The 19,975-nt window shown below is 65.1% G+C and carries 17 protein-coding genes; 11 read left to right on the top strand and 6 right to left on the bottom strand.

From position 1 onward, the window contains the following. Window positions 1-15: 15 nt before the first annotated feature. The 4 genes from BBTA_RS11810 to BBTA_RS11795 form a co-directional block, all read right to left on the bottom strand. A complete protein-coding gene (locus BBTA_RS11810) occupies window positions 16-915 on the bottom strand; it encodes an ABC transporter permease (RefSeq protein ID WP_012042717.1) in 900 nt (299 codons plus the stop codon). Then, complete coding sequence (locus BBTA_RS11805; RefSeq protein ID WP_244424406.1) at window positions 912-1,862, bottom strand: ABC transporter permease; 951 nt, start codon at window positions 1,860-1,862, stop codon at window positions 912-914. Before BBTA_RS11805 ends, BBTA_RS11810 begins: the two co-directional genes overlap by 4 nt. A gap of 38 nt (window positions 1,863-1,900) precedes the next feature. Beyond that, window positions 1,901-3,562: an ABC transporter substrate-binding protein gene (locus BBTA_RS11800; protein WP_012042715.1), complete on the bottom strand. Its 1,662-nt coding sequence runs from the start codon at window positions 3,560-3,562 to the stop codon at window positions 1,901-1,903. A gap of 63 nt (window positions 3,563-3,625) precedes the next feature. After that, window positions 3,626-4,978: an LLM class flavin-dependent oxidoreductase gene (locus BBTA_RS11795; protein ID WP_012042714.1), complete on the bottom strand. Its 1,353-nt coding sequence runs from the start codon at window positions 4,976-4,978 to the stop codon at window positions 3,626-3,628. Between the two features lie 642 nt (window positions 4,979-5,620). Between BBTA_RS11795 and BBTA_RS11785 the strand changes: the two genes are divergently transcribed. From BBTA_RS11785 to BBTA_RS11765, 5 genes are all read left to right on the top strand, one after another. Further along, a complete protein-coding gene (locus BBTA_RS11785; protein ID WP_041750572.1) occupies window positions 5,621-7,336 on the top strand; it encodes an FAD-binding protein in 1,716 nt (571 codons plus the stop codon). Then, entirely contained in the window at window positions 7,333-7,680 is a 348-nt protein-coding gene (locus BBTA_RS11780) for a 2Fe-2S iron-sulfur cluster-binding protein (protein ID WP_012042712.1), read from the top strand. The genes BBTA_RS11785 and BBTA_RS11780 overlap by 4 nt, the downstream gene beginning before the upstream one ends. A 208-nt stretch (window positions 7,681-7,888) precedes the next feature. Then, window positions 7,889-8,917 carry an ABC transporter substrate-binding protein gene (locus BBTA_RS11775; protein ID WP_041750571.1) on the top strand — a complete coding sequence of 343 codons (1,029 nt, stop codon included), beginning with the start codon at window positions 7,889-7,891 and terminating at the stop codon, window positions 8,915-8,917. Window positions 8,918-8,982: 65 nt separating this feature from the next. After that, on the top strand, window positions 8,983-10,236 hold the full coding sequence (locus tag BBTA_RS11770; RefSeq protein WP_012042710.1) for an acyl-CoA dehydrogenase family protein: 1,254 nt from the start codon (window positions 8,983-8,985) through the stop codon (window positions 10,234-10,236). Window positions 10,237-10,279: 43 nt separating this feature from the next. Continuing rightward, window positions 10,280-10,591 carry a hypothetical protein gene (locus BBTA_RS11765; RefSeq protein WP_012042709.1) on the top strand — a complete coding sequence of 104 codons (312 nt, stop codon included), beginning with the start codon at window positions 10,280-10,282 and terminating at the stop codon, window positions 10,589-10,591. Window positions 10,592-10,780: 189 nt separating this feature from the next. Here the strand turns inward: BBTA_RS11765 and groL are convergent, their stop codons facing one another. Next, entirely contained in the window at window positions 10,781-12,406 is a 1,626-nt protein-coding gene (groL, locus tag BBTA_RS11755; RefSeq protein WP_012042708.1) for a chaperonin GroEL, read from the bottom strand. A gap of 92 nt (window positions 12,407-12,498) precedes the next feature. Then, entirely contained in the window at window positions 12,499-12,786 is a 288-nt protein-coding gene (gene groES, locus BBTA_RS11750; RefSeq protein ID WP_012042707.1) for a co-chaperone GroES, read from the bottom strand. A gap of 603 nt (window positions 12,787-13,389) precedes the next feature. Here groES and BBTA_RS11745 point away from each other — a divergent pair. From BBTA_RS11745 to BBTA_RS38145, 6 genes are all read left to right on the top strand, one after another. Beyond that, the gene (locus BBTA_RS11745) at window positions 13,390-13,866 is read left to right on the top strand and encodes an Rrf2 family transcriptional regulator (RefSeq protein WP_012042706.1); all 477 of its coding nucleotides are present in this window, start codon (window positions 13,390-13,392) and stop codon (window positions 13,864-13,866) included. A gap of 631 nt (window positions 13,867-14,497) precedes the next feature. Continuing rightward, window positions 14,498-15,502, top strand: a complete 1,005-nt coding sequence (locus BBTA_RS11740; protein WP_012042705.1) for an ABC transporter permease — start codon at window positions 14,498-14,500, stop codon at window positions 15,500-15,502. A gap of 128 nt (window positions 15,503-15,630) precedes the next feature. Further along, window positions 15,631-16,665 carry an ABC transporter substrate-binding protein gene (locus tag BBTA_RS11735; protein WP_012042704.1) on the top strand — a complete coding sequence of 345 codons (1,035 nt, stop codon included), beginning with the start codon at window positions 15,631-15,633 and terminating at the stop codon, window positions 16,663-16,665. A 33-nt stretch (window positions 16,666-16,698) separates the two neighbouring features. Next, window positions 16,699-17,712: an ABC transporter permease gene (locus BBTA_RS11730; RefSeq protein ID WP_012042703.1), complete on the top strand. Its 1,014-nt coding sequence runs from the start codon at window positions 16,699-16,701 to the stop codon at window positions 17,710-17,712. Window positions 17,713-17,745: 33 nt separating this feature from the next. After that, window positions 17,746-18,108 carry a copper homeostasis periplasmic binding protein CopC gene (gene copC / locus BBTA_RS11725; protein WP_012042702.1) on the top strand — a complete coding sequence of 121 codons (363 nt, stop codon included), beginning with the start codon at window positions 17,746-17,748 and terminating at the stop codon, window positions 18,106-18,108. Continuing rightward, window positions 18,109-19,974, top strand: coding sequence for a CopD family protein (locus BBTA_RS38145; protein WP_012042701.1), 1,866 nt, complete (start codon window positions 18,109-18,111; stop codon window positions 19,972-19,974). It begins immediately after the preceding gene. Window position 19,975: the final 1 nt, after the last annotated feature.

Genomic DNA, 19,975 nt, shown 5'->3' with positions numbered 1-19,975 from the left:
CTGCGGCCGTCCCGCTCACAGCACTCTCACCCGGCCTTCCAGGCGTTGCTGCAGATGGCGGCCGATCACGGTGACCGACAGCGCGAACACGATGATCGCCAGTCCCGGCATCACCTCGAGCCACCAGGCGCGCGTCACGAATTGACGGCCGGCGTCGAGCAGCGCGCCCCATTCCGGCGAGGGAGGCGCGACGCCGAGACCGAGAAAGGCGAGGCTGGACGCCCAGACGATCGATTGGCCGAAGCCCAGGGTGATCATCGCGACCAGCGGCCGCATCGCGTTGGGGAAGATGTGGCGCAGCACGATGCGCCAATACGGATGCCCCAGCGCCCGCGCCGCCTCGACATAGCCGGCGCCCTTCACCGCCAGAAACTGGCCGCGAACCATTCGCGCATAGCCAGGCGCGGTGCCGACGCCGACCGCAAAGATCAGCGTCGTTGTCGTGGCCTCGAACACGGCGATCAGCAAAAGGCCGAGGAACAGGTTCGGAAAGGCGAACAGCACCTCGAGCAGGCGGCTGATCACCCCGTCGACGACGCGACCGGCGAGACCGGCGGACACGCCAAGGATCAGCGCAAGCGTGGTGCTCAGCGCCGTGGCGCCCAGGCCGATGGCCAGGGATTGCCGCGTGCCCTCCACGACGCGCGAATAAAGATCGCGCCCGGACTGATCGGTCCCGAGCAGATGGGCGAATGACGGCGGCTGGAGGGTGGCGCGGAGATCGGTGCGGAACGGCGCATGACTCTGCAGCAGCTCGGGCGTCACAGCGGCCAGGATGTACAGCATGATGATGGCCGCTGCGAGATACACGCTCACAGGCACGCTGCGGATGACGGCGACGACGTCCGCCAGCCGGCGCAAGAGCTGGACCGGCAGCACCGGGCGGTCGGAGATCAGATCGCTGGTGCTGGTCATGAGGCTTTGATCCGCGGATCGATGATGGGATAGGCGATGTCGACCAGCAGATTGGCGATGATGTACATGCCGGCGGACGCGACGATGATGCCGGTGACCAGCGGCACGTCCCGCGCCGAGGTCGCCGCGACCAGGAGCCCGCCGAGGCCGGGCCGCGCGAACACGGTCTCGATCACCGCGGCGCCGGAGAACAGCGCGCCGAGCGCCCAGCCGGACAGCGTAATGCCGGGCAGCACCGCATGACGCAGCACATGCAGCAGCCGGACGCCGAGATCGCTCATGCCGCGCATCCGCGCCGAGATCACGAAGGGCTGATCCAGCACGCGGGCGAACTCCTCGCGGATGACCTGGCCGATGAAACCGGACAGCGGGATCGCCAGCGCCAGTGCCGGCAGCGCGACGCCGGACAGTCCCGAGCCGCCTTCGACCGGAACGAGACGGAGCTTCACCGCGAGCACCACCAGCAGAATCGAGCCGATCCAGTACGGCGGCGCCACCGCCGCCGCGACCTGGAAGGATGCGACCGCGCGCGACAATGGATCATGACGGCCGGCCGTCGGCACCGTCAGAACAATCGCAATGATCCAGCCCAGCAGAAGCGCCGACAGCGTGAGCCCGATCGTCGGCGGCACCTGTTCGGCGATGATGTGCAGCACAGGACGATGACTTTGATAGGAAGCGCCGAGATCGCCCTGGACGAGCCCGCCGAGATAGCGCAGATACTGCACCACGAGCGGCGCATCGAAGCCGTATTTGGCGTTGACCTTGGCGAGCTCCGCGGCGGTCGGCTGGGTGAAGGTCCCGGCCGCCACGTTGAGAATGAGCTCGGCGCGATCACCCGGCAGCAGCGCCTGGATGCAGAAGGTGAAGCTCGCCACCGCCCAGAACACGGCGATCGCCCCGAGCAGCCGCCGCACAGTGGGCCCAAGCCAGCGGCGCCAGATCACGACCGGACCGGGCGCTAATGCAGATCGTCCGGCCGCGCTCATTTTTCGAAATACGCATCGTGGAACACGGGCTCACTGACACGGCTCGAAATCCAGATGTCCTTGAGCTTGGGCTGGCTCGCGATCGACACCGTCAGCGGAAACAGTCCGACGACGGCGGCATTGTCGACGATCACGCGCTGGGCGTCCTCGTACAGGCGCAACCGCACCTTGTCGTCGAAGGTCCGGTCGGCCTCTTCGATCAGCGTCCACAGTTCGGGCGGCTGGAAGCGCGACGCGTTGTTGGCGTTGATGACGCCGTTCTGGTCCGGCCGCCAGGAGATCTTGAGGATCTCCGCGGAGGACGCAACCCAGTAGGCCGGCTGCGCCTCGTAGTCATCGATGCCGCGTCCCTTGCCGGCGAACCAGTCGGCCTGCGGAATCGGCTTGAGCACGATGTCGAAGCCGGCGCTGCGCGCCTGATCCTGCAGGATCTGCAGCACCGAGACGCCATCGGGCGTGATCAGCGAGCCCCCCGCATACAGCAGCCGCACCGTCAGCCGCTTGCCATCCTTGGTGCGGATGCCGTCACGGCTCCGTGCAGTCCAGCCCGCGTCGTCGAGCAGGCGATTGGCGCGATCAGGATCGTAGGGATAGGAGTCTGCGAGGTCCTTGAGATGTTCTGGCGTGCTGATGCTCAGCGCTCCATTGGCATTGAACGGGATCGAGCCCTGGAACGAGACCTCGACCGCCTTGCGCCGCTCCGCGACATAGGCGAAGGCCCGCCTTACGCGCACGTCGTCGAAGGGCGGACGCGCCGTGTTGAGCTGGAGCCGCGTCGGCGTGCCGCCGGTGATGTCCTGGATCACCTTGAACCGCTTCTGCGCGTCGGCCCAGTCCACCGCGGGAATGTCGTAGATCGCGTCGGATTCGCCGGCGACCAGCGAGCCGTAGCGAACGGTGCTGTCCTTCAGGAACTTCCAGACGATGCCGTCGACATAGGCCGGGCCCTGATGCTTGGCGGTCGCGGGAGCCGAATTGTAGTTGGGGTTGCGCTTGAGGATTACGTTCTGGCCGTGATTCCAGGTCTCGACCGCGAATGGTCCCGAGCCGACCGGATGCTCGCAGAGCTCCTTCGGTCCGCGTTCGAGCGCGGTCGGAGACAGGATTCCGAAGAAATAGGTCGACAGCACCGTCAGGAACGGCTGATACGGCCGGGCGAGTTCGATCTTCAAGGTCAACGGCTCCGGCGCCGTCACGGAACGGATGTACTCGCCGATATAGAGCTTGCCGTTGCGGTTGACCTTGTCGGGATCGTTCGAAAGCCAGCGTTCGAAATTGGTCACGATGGCCTTGGCGTCGAGCACGGTGCCATCGTGGAACGTCACCCCGGGCTTGATCTTGAAGACGTAGGTGAGATTGTCCTCGGAGATCGACCAGTCCGTCGCGAGCCAGGGCACGATCTGCCCGTCATGGGTTCGCGCCACCAGATTGTCGGCATATTGGCGCTGGATGTAGCCGGCCTGGACCCAGCCGGCATAGAGGCAAGGCGGCTCCTGATAGTGACCGTAGCGGATGATGCCGCCGCGCTTGTCGTCCTCGGCAGCCGCGGCCGGCGTTATGATGGAGCACAGCGCCGCAGCCGCGAACAACCCCGCACTGATGCTGCGCCGTCCGTATCCTGGAGAAGGCTCGGCACGATTGCTCGAAAGACTCATCATCCCGTGTGCTCCAATAAAGTGCTGATCGACGCGATCTGCGCCGTGCTTGAGCGCGCCCGCGCGTCAGGCGATCTGCTGTGCTTGCCCCAATGATGCTTCACGCGCTGCCGTGAACCGTCCGACCGGTCGCGGCAGCGCGAAATGATCACGCAGCGTCTGTCCCTCGTAGCCGTCACGGAAGATCCCCTTGCGCCGCAGCAGCGGCACGACATGATCAGCGAAGGTCTCCAGGCCGTCGGGCAGCACGTCCGGCATCAGATTGAAGCCGTCGGCACCGCCGGTTTCGAACCAAGCTGCAATATCATCCGCGATCTGTTCCGGGGTCCCGACCAACTGGCGATGCCCGGTGCTGCCGCCGAGCTTGCGGATGAGTTGACGCACCGTGAGCCGGTCGCGCCGCGCCACATGGACGGTCGCGCCGAAGAAGGTCTGCATGCCGTCGATCGGCACCGGCAGATCGTCAGGCAGCTCCCGGTCCAGCGCGAGCCGCTCCTGATCGATCTGTAGCAGGCCGGCGAGGCGGCCCAGCGCGTAGTCGATCGGCAGCAAGTCCCACAGCTCCTCCTCGCGACGCCTGGCCTCGGCCTCGGTGCCGCCGATCACGGTCGACAGCCCCGGCAGAAACAGGATCTCATCCGGCCCTCGTCCGAACTTCGCCGCACGGCTGCGGATATCCGCGGCGAAGGCACGTCCCTCCTCCGGCGTGTGGGCGACGGAAAAGATCGCCTCCGCATGCAGCGCGGCAAGATGACGGCCGTCGCCAGAGCCGCCGGCCTGCAGCACCACCGGATGCCCCTGGGCCGAGCGCGGCACGTTGAGAGGCCCACGGACCTTGTAGTAGGGGCCGGCATGATCGATCGCGTGCAACCGGTCGAGATCGAGAAACCGCGCCGTCGCGCGATCGCCGATCAAGGCGCCGTCCTCCCAGCTGTCCCACAGCGCCTTCACCACCGCGGTGAACTCGGCCGCCCGCTCGTAGCGGCTGGCATGGGCCACCGCGCCATCGAGGCCGAAATTGCGCGACGCTGCCGCATCGGCCGTCGTCACCACGTTCCATCCGGCCCGCCCGCCGCTGGCGAGGTCGAGCGAGGCGAAGCGACGCGCCAGATTGTAGGGATCATTGTAGGTGGTCGACGCGGTGCCGATCAGGCCGATGTGCCTTGTGTGCGCGGCGACGGTGGCGAGAATGATGGTCGGCTCCAGCGCCTGAAACGGCCGATATTCCGGGCGATCGGTGACCGAGGGTGTATCGGCAAGGAAGACCGCATCGAAGGCCGCGCGCTCAGCGATCTTGGCCGTGGTCACGTAGTGGCCGACGTCCACGAACGCGTCGGGCCCAGCTGATGATGCCCGCCACGCGGCGCCATGAAAGCCGGAGTTCAGGATGTTGATGTTGAGATGAAGCTGTCGCCGCACGCGCCAATCTGCCTTCCATCAGCGATTGCTCTGATTTGCGGCGCCGGTACCAATCGGGCAGCCTGCCGCTCATCGCGCAAAACGCAAACTCGTCATATCGAACGACTTCTCTTCACCAGCGGCGTACGCTCAGCATCGACAACGACAAGACCTTTGACGATGGCAGGCCATGAGCCTAGGCACGGCAACGCTATCGGTCACCCGACCGCAAGAGCAATAGTTTAGTTTTTCAATCTACTTATTAAGGATGGAAAGCTCTGCTCTCTACTCTCCGCAGAGAGATGCACGTCATCATTTATTCCACAACTCGTCCCATCAAGGGATCCATATGGTTGGGCGGCGCCGGTCCCGTCTCGGACGCAGACGCTGGGAATGCGACGTACGCTATCATCCGCGAAATTCGCTCCGTGCTCCGGCTTGTCGCCGAGGTCGCTCAAAACCCAACTGCGGAAACGCAGGGGCCCATGGAGAGCCCGAGAGTGCGGTTCAATCGGGTCTATTTGTAATTCTGCACGATGGTTGACTTTGATGATCTACTCAGCTCATCTACTATAGAACATTTCGAGACGCCTTCTCATCCGAGATGGCTTTGTGGAATGATCCTGTCGAATCTCTCAACGTTTGGAGCATATGAGACCAGCCATGCAGGCGTTCGACGTGATCGTCGTGGGCAGTGGCGCCGCCGGGCTGACGGCTGCGTGGCACGCACGGAACCGGGGAGCCAGCGTCCTGGTCGTCAACAAGGGAATGGCCGGACGGACCGGCGCCACCATCACGACCGGCGGCGGCGTATCGATCGCCGGGCAGACGCTGCAAGCCCTCGGACTGCCGGGCGACGCCTCGGACCGCGAGGACGACTTTCTGCTGGACACACTGAAGGCTGGACAGTTTCTCGGCGACCAGTCGCTGGTGCAATCCATGGTCACCGGCATCGGCGCGGAGATCGCGCGTCTCTCTGCGCTGAAGACGCCGATCAAGATCATGACCCGCGCCCCCGGCCACACCTCCGGCCGCGGCGTGCACATTGCCGGGCCTGATATTCAGCGCGTTCAGGTGCAGGCTGCGGCCGACAGCGGCGTCCGCTTCCTCGAGCACTTCCAGTCAACCGGGCTGCTGCAGGACCGCGACGGCCGGGTCGTCGGCGTGGCCGGGCTCGATCGCGCCACCGGCGAGGTCCGCTGCTTCACCGCCAATGCGGTCGTGCTGGCAAGCGGAGGCGCGACATCGAACTGGTCACTGCGCACGGCCCCCGAAGAGCTCACTGGCGACGGCGCTGCCATGGCGCTCGCGGCCGGCGCCGAGCTGATCGAAATGGAGATGCTGCAGTTCCTGCCTTGCTGCCTCGTCGCCCCTGAAATGTGGCGCGGCCTGCAGTTTCCCTGGATCCTCGGTCCGCAAAGCGGCATCCGCGCCTGGCTCCTGAATAAATATGGCGAGCGCTTCATGGCCCGCTGGGACCCCGAGCGCATGGAGCTGTCGACGCGCGACATGGTCGCCTTCGCCAGCGCCAATGAAGTCGCCGAAGGGCGCGGCAGCCCGAACGGCGGGGTCTACCTGTCCTGGGCGCATCTGCCGCGCGACATCATCGACAATTTCTTCCGCATCTCACAGACCGTCTCGGCCGACTGGCGCTGGGAAGGATTCGACATGACGCCGCTGGTCGAGCGGATCCGCGCCGGCCATGCCATCGAGGTCGCTCCGGCCGCCCACTTTTCGATCGGCGGCGTCAGGATCAATGATCTCGGCGAGACGGCCGTGCCCGGGCTGTTTGCTGGCGGCGAAACAGCCGGCGGTCTGCATGGCGGCAATCGCCTGTCCGGCAATGCCGGCGCCCAGGTTCTGGTGCAGGGAAAAACAGCCGGCATCGCCGCTGCGCAATTTGCGCAAAAGCATCCGACACGGGCGCGACCAGCCAACGAGGACGAGATCATCGATCGCACCCTGGCGCCGCTCGGCCGACGCGATGGCGCCGTGCCGGCAGAAACCAGGTCGCGCCTCACCCGGCTCGCGGAGCGCGCGTTGTCGCCGGTACGCGACGGGGCGACGATCCGCGCCGGGCTGGACGAGCTTGCTGCAATCGTCACCACCGATATTCCCAACCTGTCGGCGCGGCAGTCGGAGCGGCGCTGGAACCGGGACTGGACCGACGCGCTCGAATGCCAGGCGGCCGCAATTGTGCTCGAGTCCGCGCTGCTGTCGGCCGACGCACGCGCGGTTTCGATCGGCGCACATCGGCGGCGCGACGCGCCGAAGACATCCGACGAACCACTCGCTCACGGTCTCGTCCGCAACGTGTCCGGCCGGCTCACGCACCGCTTCGACCCGGTCGCCTTTTCACTGGTGAGCCCTGCGGCATGACGAGGATCCATCTGCGCCGCGCCGGCGGCGCCAAGGATGATTGGGAAACGATCGATCTGCCATCGCCAGCTGAGGCCGGGCTCGCGGCCACGAGCTGGGACGAGGTCTCGGCCAGCACCGCGCTGGCCTGGATCCAGCGCAACACGGACCCGGCGCTTGCCTTCCTGCTGTCCTGCCGCCGTGGCCTGTGCGACATCTGCGCGGTCCGCATCGACGGCAAGGTCGTCACCGCTTGTACGACACCCGTGCGCGACGGCATGCGGATCGAGCCGACCAAGGACAAGCTTGCGCTCGCCGGCACCATCATCGACATCAGCCTGGTCCGGCGCGCGCGACTGTCGTGACGCTGAGCTGATAGCGGCGTTTGGCGCCCCGAAGGACGCAGCGCCGCCGAATCAATTCCGCACACCGCAGCATCCGGCGGTCAATCGTCTCTCAAGCACCGCCAAAAAGTATATACATTCTATCGACTTCTTTCGACGACCTCCCTAGCCTCCGATGCACGCCGGATTCAGGCAGTGTCATCATCGGATCTCGGAGGATTGTTTCGGCATGGGCGACAACTCGATCTGGTACACGCGCTGCCCGGTGCCTTCGCCGCTCGGGCTTGCCGCCCGCTTCGGCTGGCTCGACGAGGCGTTCAGCCGATACGGCATCGATGTGAAGTCGATCGCCGACTCCCGCGACCCGACGGTGCGTGAAAGCCACTTCAACCATACCCTGCGCTGGTCGTTCCGGCAGGGCGGCAACATCCCCGCGATCCGGGCACGGTCCGACGGCCGCGACACAAGGCTGATCGGCCTGACCTGGGTCGACGAGTACCAGGCCATCATCGCGCTGCCCGGCTCGCCGCTGCGCAGCGTCGACGATCTGCCCGGGCGCCGCATCGGCGTTCCGCGACGCGCCGGCAACATCATTGATTTCCACCGCGCGACCGCGCTGAAGGGGATCGTGTCGGCGCTGTCGCTGATCGGTAAATCGATCAGCGCCGTCGAACTGGTCGATGTCGCAATCGAAGAATCGATCATCACGCACAAGGGCGATCCCGGCCTGTTCGGGCTGACGCGACGACACCCCTATTGGCAGGAGATCGCGGCACTCGCACGCGGCGAGGTCGATGCGATCTTCGTCAAGGGCGCCGAGGGCATCACCATCTCCAACCTGCTGGCGGCAACCATCGTCGCCGAGACCGGTCATCATCCCGATCCGAAGATCCGCATCAACAATGGTACGCCGCGCACGCTGACCGTCGACGCGTCCTTCATCGGGGAGCGGCCTGATCTCGCCACGGAACTGGTGACGCAGGTCAATCGCGCCTCCGACTGGGCCCGTCAGCATCCCGCCGAGACACTTCGCTTCGTCGCCCAGGAAGTACTCACCAGCGAGGAAGCGGCAGCGTCCGCCTATGGCGCCGACGTCCATCTCAAGCTCGACCTCGCGCTGCAGCCCGACCAAATCGCCGCCATCGCCCATTTCAAGGACTTCCTGCTCAGCTTCGGCTTTCTCGACCACGACTTCGATGTGACGAATTGGGTCGATCGACGCCCGCTCGAGAGCCTGATCAAGGTGGCCGCAGAATGATCAGCGAGTCCGCCAGCTCCGCTTCCCCGACCCTGCTCACAGCCGCCGCGGGAGACAATGATATCGTGACGCAGATCGACCAGGGCTGGGGCGCCGGACCAAGCGCACGCTACGAACAGATCGCCGCACTGTTCAGGCCGCTGTTCAAGTCCGTGCGAGCCACCGCCGTCGCCCGCGACAATGACCACCATTTGCCGGTTGATGAGATCAAGAGCCTCAAGCAGGCCGGCTTCTCGAAACTGCGCCTTCCGCTGGAGCGCGGTGGTCTCGGCATCACGCTGCCCGAATTCTACGCGCTGCTGATCGAGCTGTCGGAAGCCGACCCCAACATCACCAACGCCTTCCGCTCCCATTTCGGCTTCAGCGAGGACATCCTCAACGCGCCCTCGTCGCCGAAGCGGACAGCGTGGCTCGATCGCATCGCCAATGGCGAGACGATCGGCAGCGGCTTTTCGGAGACCGGCGACGCCAAGGCTTCGGCCGCCTCGACCCGCCTCAGCCGCAGCGGCGACCACTGGATCCTCAACGGCCGGAAATACTACACCAGCGGCTCGCTCTATGCCGATTGGATCAATCTCGGTGCGACCGACGACGAGGGCAAGCCGATCGGAGCGCTGGTTCCGACCCGCGCGGAAGGCGTCGAGATCCTCGACGACTGGGACGGGTTCGGCCAGACGCTCAGCGCCAGCGGCACGGCGATCTTCACGAACGTCGTCATTCCGGACGACCTGATCAATCCGGTGCAGACGCGCTTCCGCTATTCCAACGGCTTCTTCCAGACCGTGCATCTGGCGACGCTCGCCGGCATCGGACGGGCTGCCGCCAACGATGTGTCGCGCCTGGTGGCCGAGCGCCGCCGCATCTACACCAATGGCAATGCGACGCGCGTCGCGGAGGATCCGCAGGTGCTCCAGGTCGTCGGAAAGGTACGCGCGGCCGCCTACGGCGCCGGCGCCATCGCCCTGAAGACGGCCGAGGCCCTGCAGCGCGTCCATGACGCCGATCGTGCCGGCGACGCGCAGGCCGCGGACGCCGCCAATGTCGCCGCCGACATCGAGGTCAGCCAGGCCGTGACCGTCATCAGCAATCTGGTGCTGGACGCCACGACCATCCTGTTCGACGCACTCGGCGCTTCCGCCGCAAAGCGGACCAACGGCCTGGACCGGCATTGGCGCAATGCCCGCACCATCGCGTCCCACAATCCACGCATCTATCGCGAGCGAGCCGTCGGAGATTTCTCGGTCAACGGCACCAAGCCCGCGGTGTTACATCGCGCCGGATTGCCGGACAGTCCGGACGCAACAAAAGCGCACGCTTGATGAGCTGCGATAAGCTCGGTCACGGGGGACCACGAGGGATCACATGGCTGCTTTCACCCAGCTGCCCCTGACATTGCCGCAAACCGCGGCCGATATGACGAATGGCTCGGCTGATATCGAGAACCGGCCGCGCTCCGACAGCCGCGTGATCATCCCGTTCGTGACCACCGCCGTGCTGCTCTTGGCGGTCGACCTGTCGATCGCGCTGACGTGGCAGCGTGACGTCCATGGTCTTGCAAGACCGGACCGGTCACAGCTCGGTCGTCTCGCCCCTTCGACAGGCTCAGGAGCCTGCGACCTGCGTGCCGACGAGATCGCCGCTTCACCACGTCAGATCGTGTGGCCTGCTCTCTGAACGTATGCTGGACGCGATCGCCACGTCCTCCTGGCGCCTGAGCGAGGCCGAGCGACCATCCACGACTTTGTCGCGCGTCTCGAAATCTCACACAGCTCTCTTTGCAAAGCTCGAAGTCGTGAGCGCTGCGCCGAGGTTTCGCCTCGGACACAGCGCCCACGCCTTCGCCGATTCTGGGATCGCAACGCCCTAGAAATCGGCTCCCGCGCCGGCTGCAGGCAGCGCAGCCTTCTCTTTCGGCAGCTCGACGACCAGTGCTTCCGTGGTCACGATCAACGCCGCAACAGAGGCTGCGTCCTGCAGCGCGGTCCGAACGACCTTGGCCGGATCGACAATCCCCGCCTCGATCAGATCGACATACTCTTCCTTCTGCGCATCGAAGCCGAAGGTCGGTGAGCGGTTCTCGAGGATCTTGCCGACGACGATCGAGCCCTCCACGCCGGCATTGTCCGCGATCTGGCGGATCGGCGCTTCCAGCGCCTTCAGCACGATCTGGATGCCCGCCTGGATGTCGGGGTTCGGATTCGTCAGCTTGCTCACCGCAGCCTTGGCACGCAGCAGCGCCACGCCGCCGCCGGGCACGATGCCTTCGGCAATCGCCGCGCGAGTCGCATTCAGCGCGTCATCGACCCGATCCTTCTTCTCCTTGACCTCCACCTCGGTCGCACCGCCGACCCGGATGACAGCAACGCCACCGGACAGCTTGGCGAGGCGCTCCTGCAGCTTCTCGCGGTCGTAGTCCGATGTCGTCTCCTCGATCTGCGCCCGGATCTGAGCAATGCGGGCGTCGATGTCCTTCTTCTTGCCGGTACCGCCGACGACCGTGGTGTTCTCCTTGTCGATCCGGATGCGACGGGCGCGACCGAGCTGCGACAACGTCACGTTCTCGAGCTTGATCCCGAGATCCTGCGAAATCGTCTGACCGCCGGTGAGGATCGCGATGTCCTCCAGCTGGGCCTTGCGTCGATCACCAAAGCCCGGCGCCTTGACCGCGGCCACCTTCAACCCGCCCCGCAGCTTGTTGACGACCAGGGTTGCCAGCGCCTCACCCTCGACATCCTCGGCAATCACGAGCAGAGGACGTCCGGTCTGCACCACCGCCTCGAGCACCGGCAGCAAGGGCTGCAGCGAGGTCAGCTTCGATTCGTGGATGAGGATGTAGGGCTCCTCGAACTCGACCAGCAGCTTGTCGGAATTGGTCACGAAATAGGGAGACAGATAGCCGCGATCGAACTGCAGCCCCTCCACGACGTCGAGCTCGGTCTCCAGGCTCTTGGCCTCCTCGACCGTGATCACGCCATCATTGCCGACCTTCTTCACGGCCGTTGCGATGATCTTGCCGACCGCAGCATCGCTGTTGGCCGAGATGGTGCCGACCTGGGCGACCTCTTCCGACGACTGCACCTTCCTGGCGCGCTTCTCGATATCCTTGATCGCCTCGGCGACGGCAAGATCGATGCCGCGCTTCAGATCGAGCGGATTGAGGCTCGCAGCCACCGCCTTCGCGCCCTCGCGCACGATCGCCTGCGCCAGCACGGTCGCCGTCGTGGTGCCGTCGCCGGCGAGGTCGTTGGTCTTGGATGCCACCTGGCGCAGCAGTTGCGCGCCGAGATTCTCGTATTTGTCCTCGAGCTCGATCTCCTTGGCGACCGTCACCCCATCCTTGGTGATGCGGGGGGCACCGAAGGATTTCTCGATCAGAACATTGCGTCCCTTCGGCCCGAGCGTCACCTTGACCGCATTGGCGAGGATGTCGACTCCACGAATGAGACGTTCGCGCGCATCGGCAGCGAACTTGACGTCTTTGGCAGACATGCGACTAACTTCTCCTTTGAATCATCGATGATCAGTTTAACTGTAAGGTTCAGGCCGGCTGCCGTGCGCACCCCACCTCCGGGCAGGCATGCTCAGCCGATAACGCCGAGAATGTCAGCCTCCTTGACGATCAGAAGATCCTCGCCATTGATCTTCACCTCCGTGCCCGACCATTTGCCGAACAGCACGCGGTCTCCCTTCTTCACATCGAGCGGAACGAGCCGCCCCGCTTCATCGCGCGCACCGCTGCCGACGGCGATGACTTCACCTTCCTGCGGCTTCTCCTTGGCGGTGTCCGGAATGATAATGCCGCCTTTGGTCTTGGCACTCTCCTCGATACGCCGAATGACGACGCGATCGTGCAATGGACGGAAGCTCATTAAACTCTCTCTGTATCTGGGGCCTATCTACCTGAGGCCTATTAGCTACGAGCCCACCGGATTGCGGTGATATCGATGGGGAGCGACAAGGTATCGCGCCTGTAAATTTTCTGTCCATGTCAAACTGATTAGGGAGTTTAGGCGAAAACCTTCGAACGCCTCGCATTCGGTGAAACGGTTGATGCGATCGGCTTCCTGCATGAAGTGCCGCGAGTAGTATCGCCCGACACCTTGGCCGAGATGGTCATCTCCTGTGGAACGCGCACGCCGTCGGCGACGTAGCCTGTCCGCTTGCCCGATATTGGCGTGGACTAAGGACGGCTGGCCAGCCGTCGAACCGATTCAGTCTCGAACGGGACGACCGAGCCCGTGCGGGGTACATGCAGCCATGGCGGAATCGTCGGCAGATTTCAGGGATTTCGGGACGGCAACGGCTCCACCATCAGGTTCAAAACCCGAGGCCGGCACTGCACACTGGACCATGAACACGCCGAGAGGCGCGCTAATGGAGAGGGAATAAAATCCCAATAGTCCACCAATATCGTTTGCAATATTCCAAGTCGGACACTAGACAGGGATGATTGTTGACGTGGCTGACCCGCAATGCTTTCCGCGAAGGGAAAATACGGCCTCAAGGCCCTGATCCATCTGGCCTCGCTGGAGCCGGGTGAACAGGCGCTGTCCGCAGACATTGCCGAAACGAACAATATTTCGAAGAAATTCCTCGACGCGATCCTGCGCGAATTGCGACAGGCCGGTCTCGTCCGGGCCAAGAAGGGTCCTGGAGGCGGCTATGCCCTCGCGCGACCCGCCCGCTCGATCAAGGTCGGCCAGGCGATCCGCCATCTCGACGGGCCCCTCGCCCCGATCGCCTGCGCGAGCCGATCGGCCTATCGGCCGTGCCGCGACTGCCGGGATCCGAAAGCCTGCGCTGTGCGACTCACCATGACCCAGGTCCGCGATGCGATCTCCGGCGTGCTCGACCAGATGACCCTCTACGAGCTCGCCGAGCAGGAGCGCCGGCCGGCACGGACGTCCCACCCGCAGCGAGCTGCGGGCATGGGCGGTAGCCGCGGCTGACGATCGCGGTCGCGGTGCCTGCCGCGCCCAAACGACACCGATACGGCGCCGACGATATTGAGATCGGGATTCCCGATTCATGCTGCCGTTCCATCCCGCACGCGAAAAACGCACTCGCGTACAGGCGTCATGCGCGTATCCGCGCCGCCTTTGCTCACCGGGATCAAGGCGAATAGCCCTGACTTCAAGTTCGGATCATGGAGAACGAACGGCGAGCGTAGATCCTCGTCTCCAGAAGGGTCTTGCTGACACATGGATTAGTTCTCGCGGCAACCACCTTCGGATGTCAGGCATCATACTCCGGATCGCATTCGGCCAGCGTCGCCAGAAACAACGGGATTCGGCGAAGACAACAAAGTTCAGCACATCAAGGGTCCCGCAGGTGCGGCTCAACGCCGGAAGCATTTGGACACCTGAGCAGGTCGGCCAAGATCACAGACGGCGCTCATCCGCTCCAGCGCTGCACATCGGCGGCATGTGTCCCGCCACGAGGCGATGGCGAGAGTGTTTCCAACTCCCCGAGAGGCACCGCATGACATAAAATACTTAGTCTATTGATTCACTATTTTATCGTTGACACTTTGTCGCAAGCGAACCTAGCTTCGCCTCACACCTGCGGACGCGAGCGACGATGGCGACATTCCGTTCTCAATCCCTGCCTGCTGCTATCGATGCGTCGTCTTCCGACGCGCTGTCGGTCTTCGATCCGCCGATGATCGCCGGGCTCGTCTGGCTGCTTGCAGCAGCCGCTGCGATCACCTGGCCCGATATCAGCGACTGGACGCGCACCGGGCTGTATGCCGGCATCGTCGGCGCGCTCGGCGTCGCCATCATCGCGGCTCGTATCATCGTGCTCGTCTGGGGCACCGATCCGCTGCGTGTCGCGCACCGCGCGGCATGGCTCATCGTCATCGGACTGTTCCTGACCGTGTGGGAGCTCGCCTCGGCAAAATTTCGCTGGCTGCCGCTGCCGTTCTTTCCGCCACCGCAGGAACTGCTCGAGGTCTACACGGACGAGTTGCCCAAGCTTGCCGAAAACGTCGCCGCATCGGCCAAGCTCCTGGTCACGGGCTACGCGATCGGCGCGGCGCTCGGCTTCGTCACCGGCGTCAGCATCGGCTGGTCGGTGACGGCAGGCTATTGGGTTCATCCGCTGCTGCGGCTGATCGGTCCCCTGCCGGCCACGGCCTGGCTGCCGATCGCTTTCTTCGCTTTCCCCTCGGGATGGAGCGGCAGCATCTTTCTGATCGCGCTTGCGGCCGGCTTCCCGGTCACCGTGCTCACCTGGTCCGGCATCGCCAGCGTCCCGACCGCCTATTACGACGTGACGCGCACGCTCGGCGGCGGACCCTGGTTCCTGGTGTTTCGCGTGGCCATTCCCGCAGCGCTGCCGCATGTCTTCGTCGGCCTGTTCATGGCGCTCGGCTCAGCATTCTCCGTGCTGATGGTGGCCGAATTGCTCGGCGTCAAGGCTGGGATCGGCTTCTATCTGCAAAAGGCTCAGGGGTGGGCCTCCTACGGCAATGTCTACGCCGCGCTGGTCGTGCTCGCTTTGCTGTGCTCGGGCACGATCACCATTCTGTTTGCGGTCCGTGACCGCCTGCTGTCCTGGCAAAAGGGTCTGGTGAAATGGTAGCCGCCCCCATCCAGCCCATCACGCAGACCGAGCGGCGCGGCGCCTCACTCGACGTCGATGACGTGCATCGATCCTTCATGTCCACCAGCCAGGGGCATCCCCCTGGGAACGTACGACGGAGATAGTCCATGCCTCTGCTTCCCGATACGTCCTCGTTGCTGACGCGCCGCGGCCTCATCGCCGGGGCCTCCGCGCTTGCAGCCACTGCCCCGATTGCGGCGTCGCTCGCCCCGTTCCCATCGTTCGCGCAGGCCGGCGCCGGCTTGCAGAAGCTCAAGCTCGGCTGGAGCGGCACCGGCATCTGCCTGATCTCGGTCCCGGTCGCCGATACCAAGGGCTTCTTCACCAAATACGGCCTCGACGTCGAGATCGTGAAGTTCGGCACCAATTTCGACGGTAGCCTGGAGAGCGTCTCCTCCGGCAAGATCGACGCCACCGTCAACTTCATCCTCCGCTTCCTGAAGCCGCTTGAGCAGGGCATCAATGTCCGCTTCACCGGCGCCCTTCACGGCGGCTGCATCCGCGTGCTCGCTCCGACCGAGGCCAAGGTGGCCGACTATGCCGGCCTCAAGGGCAAGGCCATCGGCGTGACCAGCATGGCCAGCGCGGCGAAGAATTTCGCCTCCGTGCAGCTCTACAAGGCCGGCATCAATCCGGACACCGACGTCGAATGGCGCGTCTATCCCGTCGACCTGCTGGGTGAAGCGATCCGCAAGGGCGAGATCTTTGCAGCAGCCGACGCCGATCCCGGCATCTTCCTGCAGCTCAAGAACAGTGACGGCGCGCTCACCGAAATCGGCGGCTTGGCAAGCGGCGTCTACAAGGACTTGTCCTGCTGCGGCATCGTGGTGCGCAACGACTTCATCGACTCCAACAAAAGTGCGGTTGCGGCGCTGACGCGTGCGCTGCTCGACGCCGCGGACTGGGTCCACCACAATCCGGACGAAGCCGCGGAAGTCTTCACCGCCTATTCGCCGATTCCGATCGCGACGATCGCCGAGATCATCCGCAGCCACACGCATGAACACCATTTCGGCGACGGCAAGCGGCTGAAGCAGGAAGTGGCGCTCTATGCCGAGGATCTCAAGACGGTCGGGATCCTGAAGCCGCGCACCGACGTGCGCGCGCTCTCGGACCGTACGGTCATCGACGTTCTGAGCTGACCTTGTTGTCAGAGCACGCAGGAGAGTGAGGCCGTGACCGAGACGGTTGTCGAGACCAGCACCGCCATCGTTCCACGCGCCGCGACAGCGGCGCTGACACCGCGGCCACGGCCGCCGCTGCTGCTGGTTTCGGCGCTGGCCTGGCTGGTCGCCGCGGTTGTCACCGTACAGTGGCCCAACATCCAGAACTTCGGTCTTACCGTCGATCTCGGACTGGCCCAGGGTGCGTTTGCCGTGCTGTCGCTGCTGGCCTATCTGCTGCGGCCGCGGATCGGCATTGTCGGCGATCGCCTCGATCACAATGCCGCCCGGCTCACGGCCATCGCCGTGCTGCTGACGATCTGGCAGGTCGCCACCGCCAAGACCGGCTATTGGCGCCAGCCCTATTTTCCGCCGCCGCAGAAGATCGTCGAAGCCTACGTCGTCGACCATGCGCGGCTGCTGGAATCGATCCGGGCGTCGCTGGTGCTGCTCGGCCTGGGCATGACGATCGGCGCCAGCGTCGGTTTCCTCAGCGGCCTCTTCACCGGATGGTCGCCGCGCATCAGCTATTGGATCCAGCCGGTGCTGCGCCTGATCGGCCCGATCCCCACTACGGCCCTGATCCCGCTGGCGCTGTTCCTGTTTCCGACCACGTTCAGCGCCAGCCTGTTCCTGCTTGCGCTGGCGACGTGGTTCCCGGTCGCGGTTCTGACCTCGTCCGGCGTCGCCAGCGTCAGCACCGCCTATTACGACGTCGCCCGCACGCTCGGGGCCAGCAACCGCTTCCTGCTGCTGCACATCGCGATACCCGCATCGCTGCCGCATGTGTTCGTCGGCCTGTTCATGGGCCTCGGCCACGCCATCGCCGTGCTGGTCGTCGCCGAGATGATCGGCGTGAAGGCCGGCCTCGGCTACTATCTCGACTGGGCCCAGGGCTGGGGCGCCTACGGCCATCTCTACGCAGCTCTCATCATCATGATGCTGTTGTTCTCGACGCTCACTCTGCTCCTGTTCCGGCTGCGCGATCGCCTGCTCGCTTGGCAGGAGGATGTGGTGGCGTGGTGACGACGAAACTCTGACACTGGACAATCAACGACCATGCAGCGTCTCCTGCTCATCGCCCTCGCGGCCCTCACCTTCACGACTGCCGAAGCCACAGCCCACGCGCACCTCAAGGTCTCCTCGCCGGCGGCCGAGGCCACCGTGCCGGTCGCTCCGACCGAGGTGACGATCACCTTCACCGAGGCACTCGAGGGCAATCTCTCCCGCATCAGCATCAAGGACGGCGCCGGCACGCCGGTGGACGGCGGCGACACCCATGTCGTCGCCGGCGGCGACAACAAGACGTTGGCGGTCTCGGTCAAAGGACTGGCTGCGGGCACCTATCGCGTGGACTGGAGTGCTGCCTCTGTCGATACCCATAAGACGACAGGCTCGTTCCAGTTCACCATCAAGCCCTGAATGACGCTCTCGGAGGCGGAGCTCGATCTGCTCCTCCGCAGCGCCAGGGCTCTCAACCTGATCTCTGCGCTCAGCCTGTTCGGCACGGCGCTGGTCGCGGCCGTGACGGCTCCGTTCGCCGAACGGTTCGGCGACAGTGCCATAAGGCAGCCCGTCCAGTTCACGACGATGTTGCGCGCCACGCTGCTGGTCAACCTGGTGGCGGCGGTGCTGTGGCTGCCGCTGCAGACCTTGCGCGTTGCCGCAGCCGACGATCCTCGCGCGCTTGCCGAACTGATCGGCCAGGTCCTGGTCTCGACCACGTTCGGGCAGACGCTGCTGCTGCGCAGCCTCGCCTTGATCGTCGCGATCGTGCTTGCGGGACACATGGACTCCCGCCGCAGGTTGATTGCCGCCGTCCTTGCAGCTGGTCTCGGCCTCGGCCTGCAGGCGCGGCTCGGTCATGCCGCCGCCGCGGATGCGGCGCTCGGCGCGGCGACAGCGCTGCACGTCGTCGCTGCCGGGGCCTGGATCGGCGGCCTCGTACCGCTCGCGCTGATCCTCGTTCGCACCTCGGGCCCAGATGCGGTGCTGATCGCCCGCCGTTTCTCTCTGGTCGGAATTGCCGCCGTCACGGTCATCCTTGGGTCGGCTGCGCCGTTGGCATGGACCTGGATCGGCAATCTCGGCGGCTGGTTCGGAACGGACTATGGCCTCTGGGCCATCGCCAAACTCGTTGGCCTGCTCCTGCTGCTGTTGCTCGCGGCGCTCAACCGCGTCGCGCTGACGCCGCGCCTCGCAGCCCCTGCCGCGCACACGGCCATGCTCGTGAGCATCGGCCTCGAAGCGATCATGGGCTTTGCCGTGATCATCGCGGCCGTCCACCTCGCCACGCTGCCGCCCGGCGCGCATGAAACGCCGCAATGGCCGTTCCCGGTCCGGCCTGATCTCCGCCGCATCGACGAACCCTTCATCCGCCTGGAGATCGAGCGCGCCGCCATCATCGGCCTGGTGTCCTTGGGCGCGCTGATCTCGCTTCTCATCCGCCGGCTTCGTCTTGCCGGCCCGGTCGTCGCCGGGCTGCTGATCGCATTCTGGCTGCCCTGGCCGAACCTGCGGCTGCTATTGCAGCCGGCGTATCCGACGAGCTATCAGGTGTCCGAAACCGGCTACTCCTCCGGTTCGATCGTCCAGGGACTGGCGATCCTGCGCCGCCACTGCACCAGCGCGTGCTTTCGGCCGAACGACGATCCCAGCGATCTCACGCCCTATGGCGTCTGGCGCCGGCCGGACGGCGATCTATTCTGGTGGCTCGGCACCACCTTCGACCGGATCGGCCACAGCCCATTCCCCCACGGCACGATCGCGACACTGGCCTCGCGCGAGCGCTGGCAGCTGATCGACTATCTTCGCGCACGCGCAGCCGGCACCATGGCGAAGCGGACCGGCCACTGGCCAAGCGCCGTGCTGCCGCCGGATCTGCAATTGCGCTGTGATGGCCGGGCCACGGAACTGCGCGCCTTGCGCGGGCAAGTGGTCGTGCTGACGATCGGCCGGTCCGAACTCAGCGAGGCTGGAGCGGTGCCGGCAGGCATCCCTCTCCGTCATGTGCACCTCGATCGTGACAGCGAAGCCGCCGCCGGTCGTTCCCGCAGCGATTGCACGACGGACGATCCGGACGCCTGGACCGCATATGCCATCGTGGCCGGGATCGAGCCCGAGCAGCTCGACGGCGCGATCTTCGTGATCGATGCCAATGGCTGGTTGCGGGCCTGGCGCAGCGGCGATGCGGCATCCGAAACCCGGCCCGACCTGTTCGCGCAACAAGTCAAGCTGGCGATCGAGCAGCCATTCGCGGCGGATGACATCGGCAGCCATCGGCATTGAC

The organism is Bradyrhizobium sp. BTAi1 (genome assembly GCF_000015165.1).
GTDB lineage: Bacteria > Pseudomonadota > Alphaproteobacteria > Rhizobiales > Xanthobacteraceae > Bradyrhizobium > Bradyrhizobium denitrificans.
This window is presented reverse-complemented; position numbering and strand designations above follow the sequence as displayed.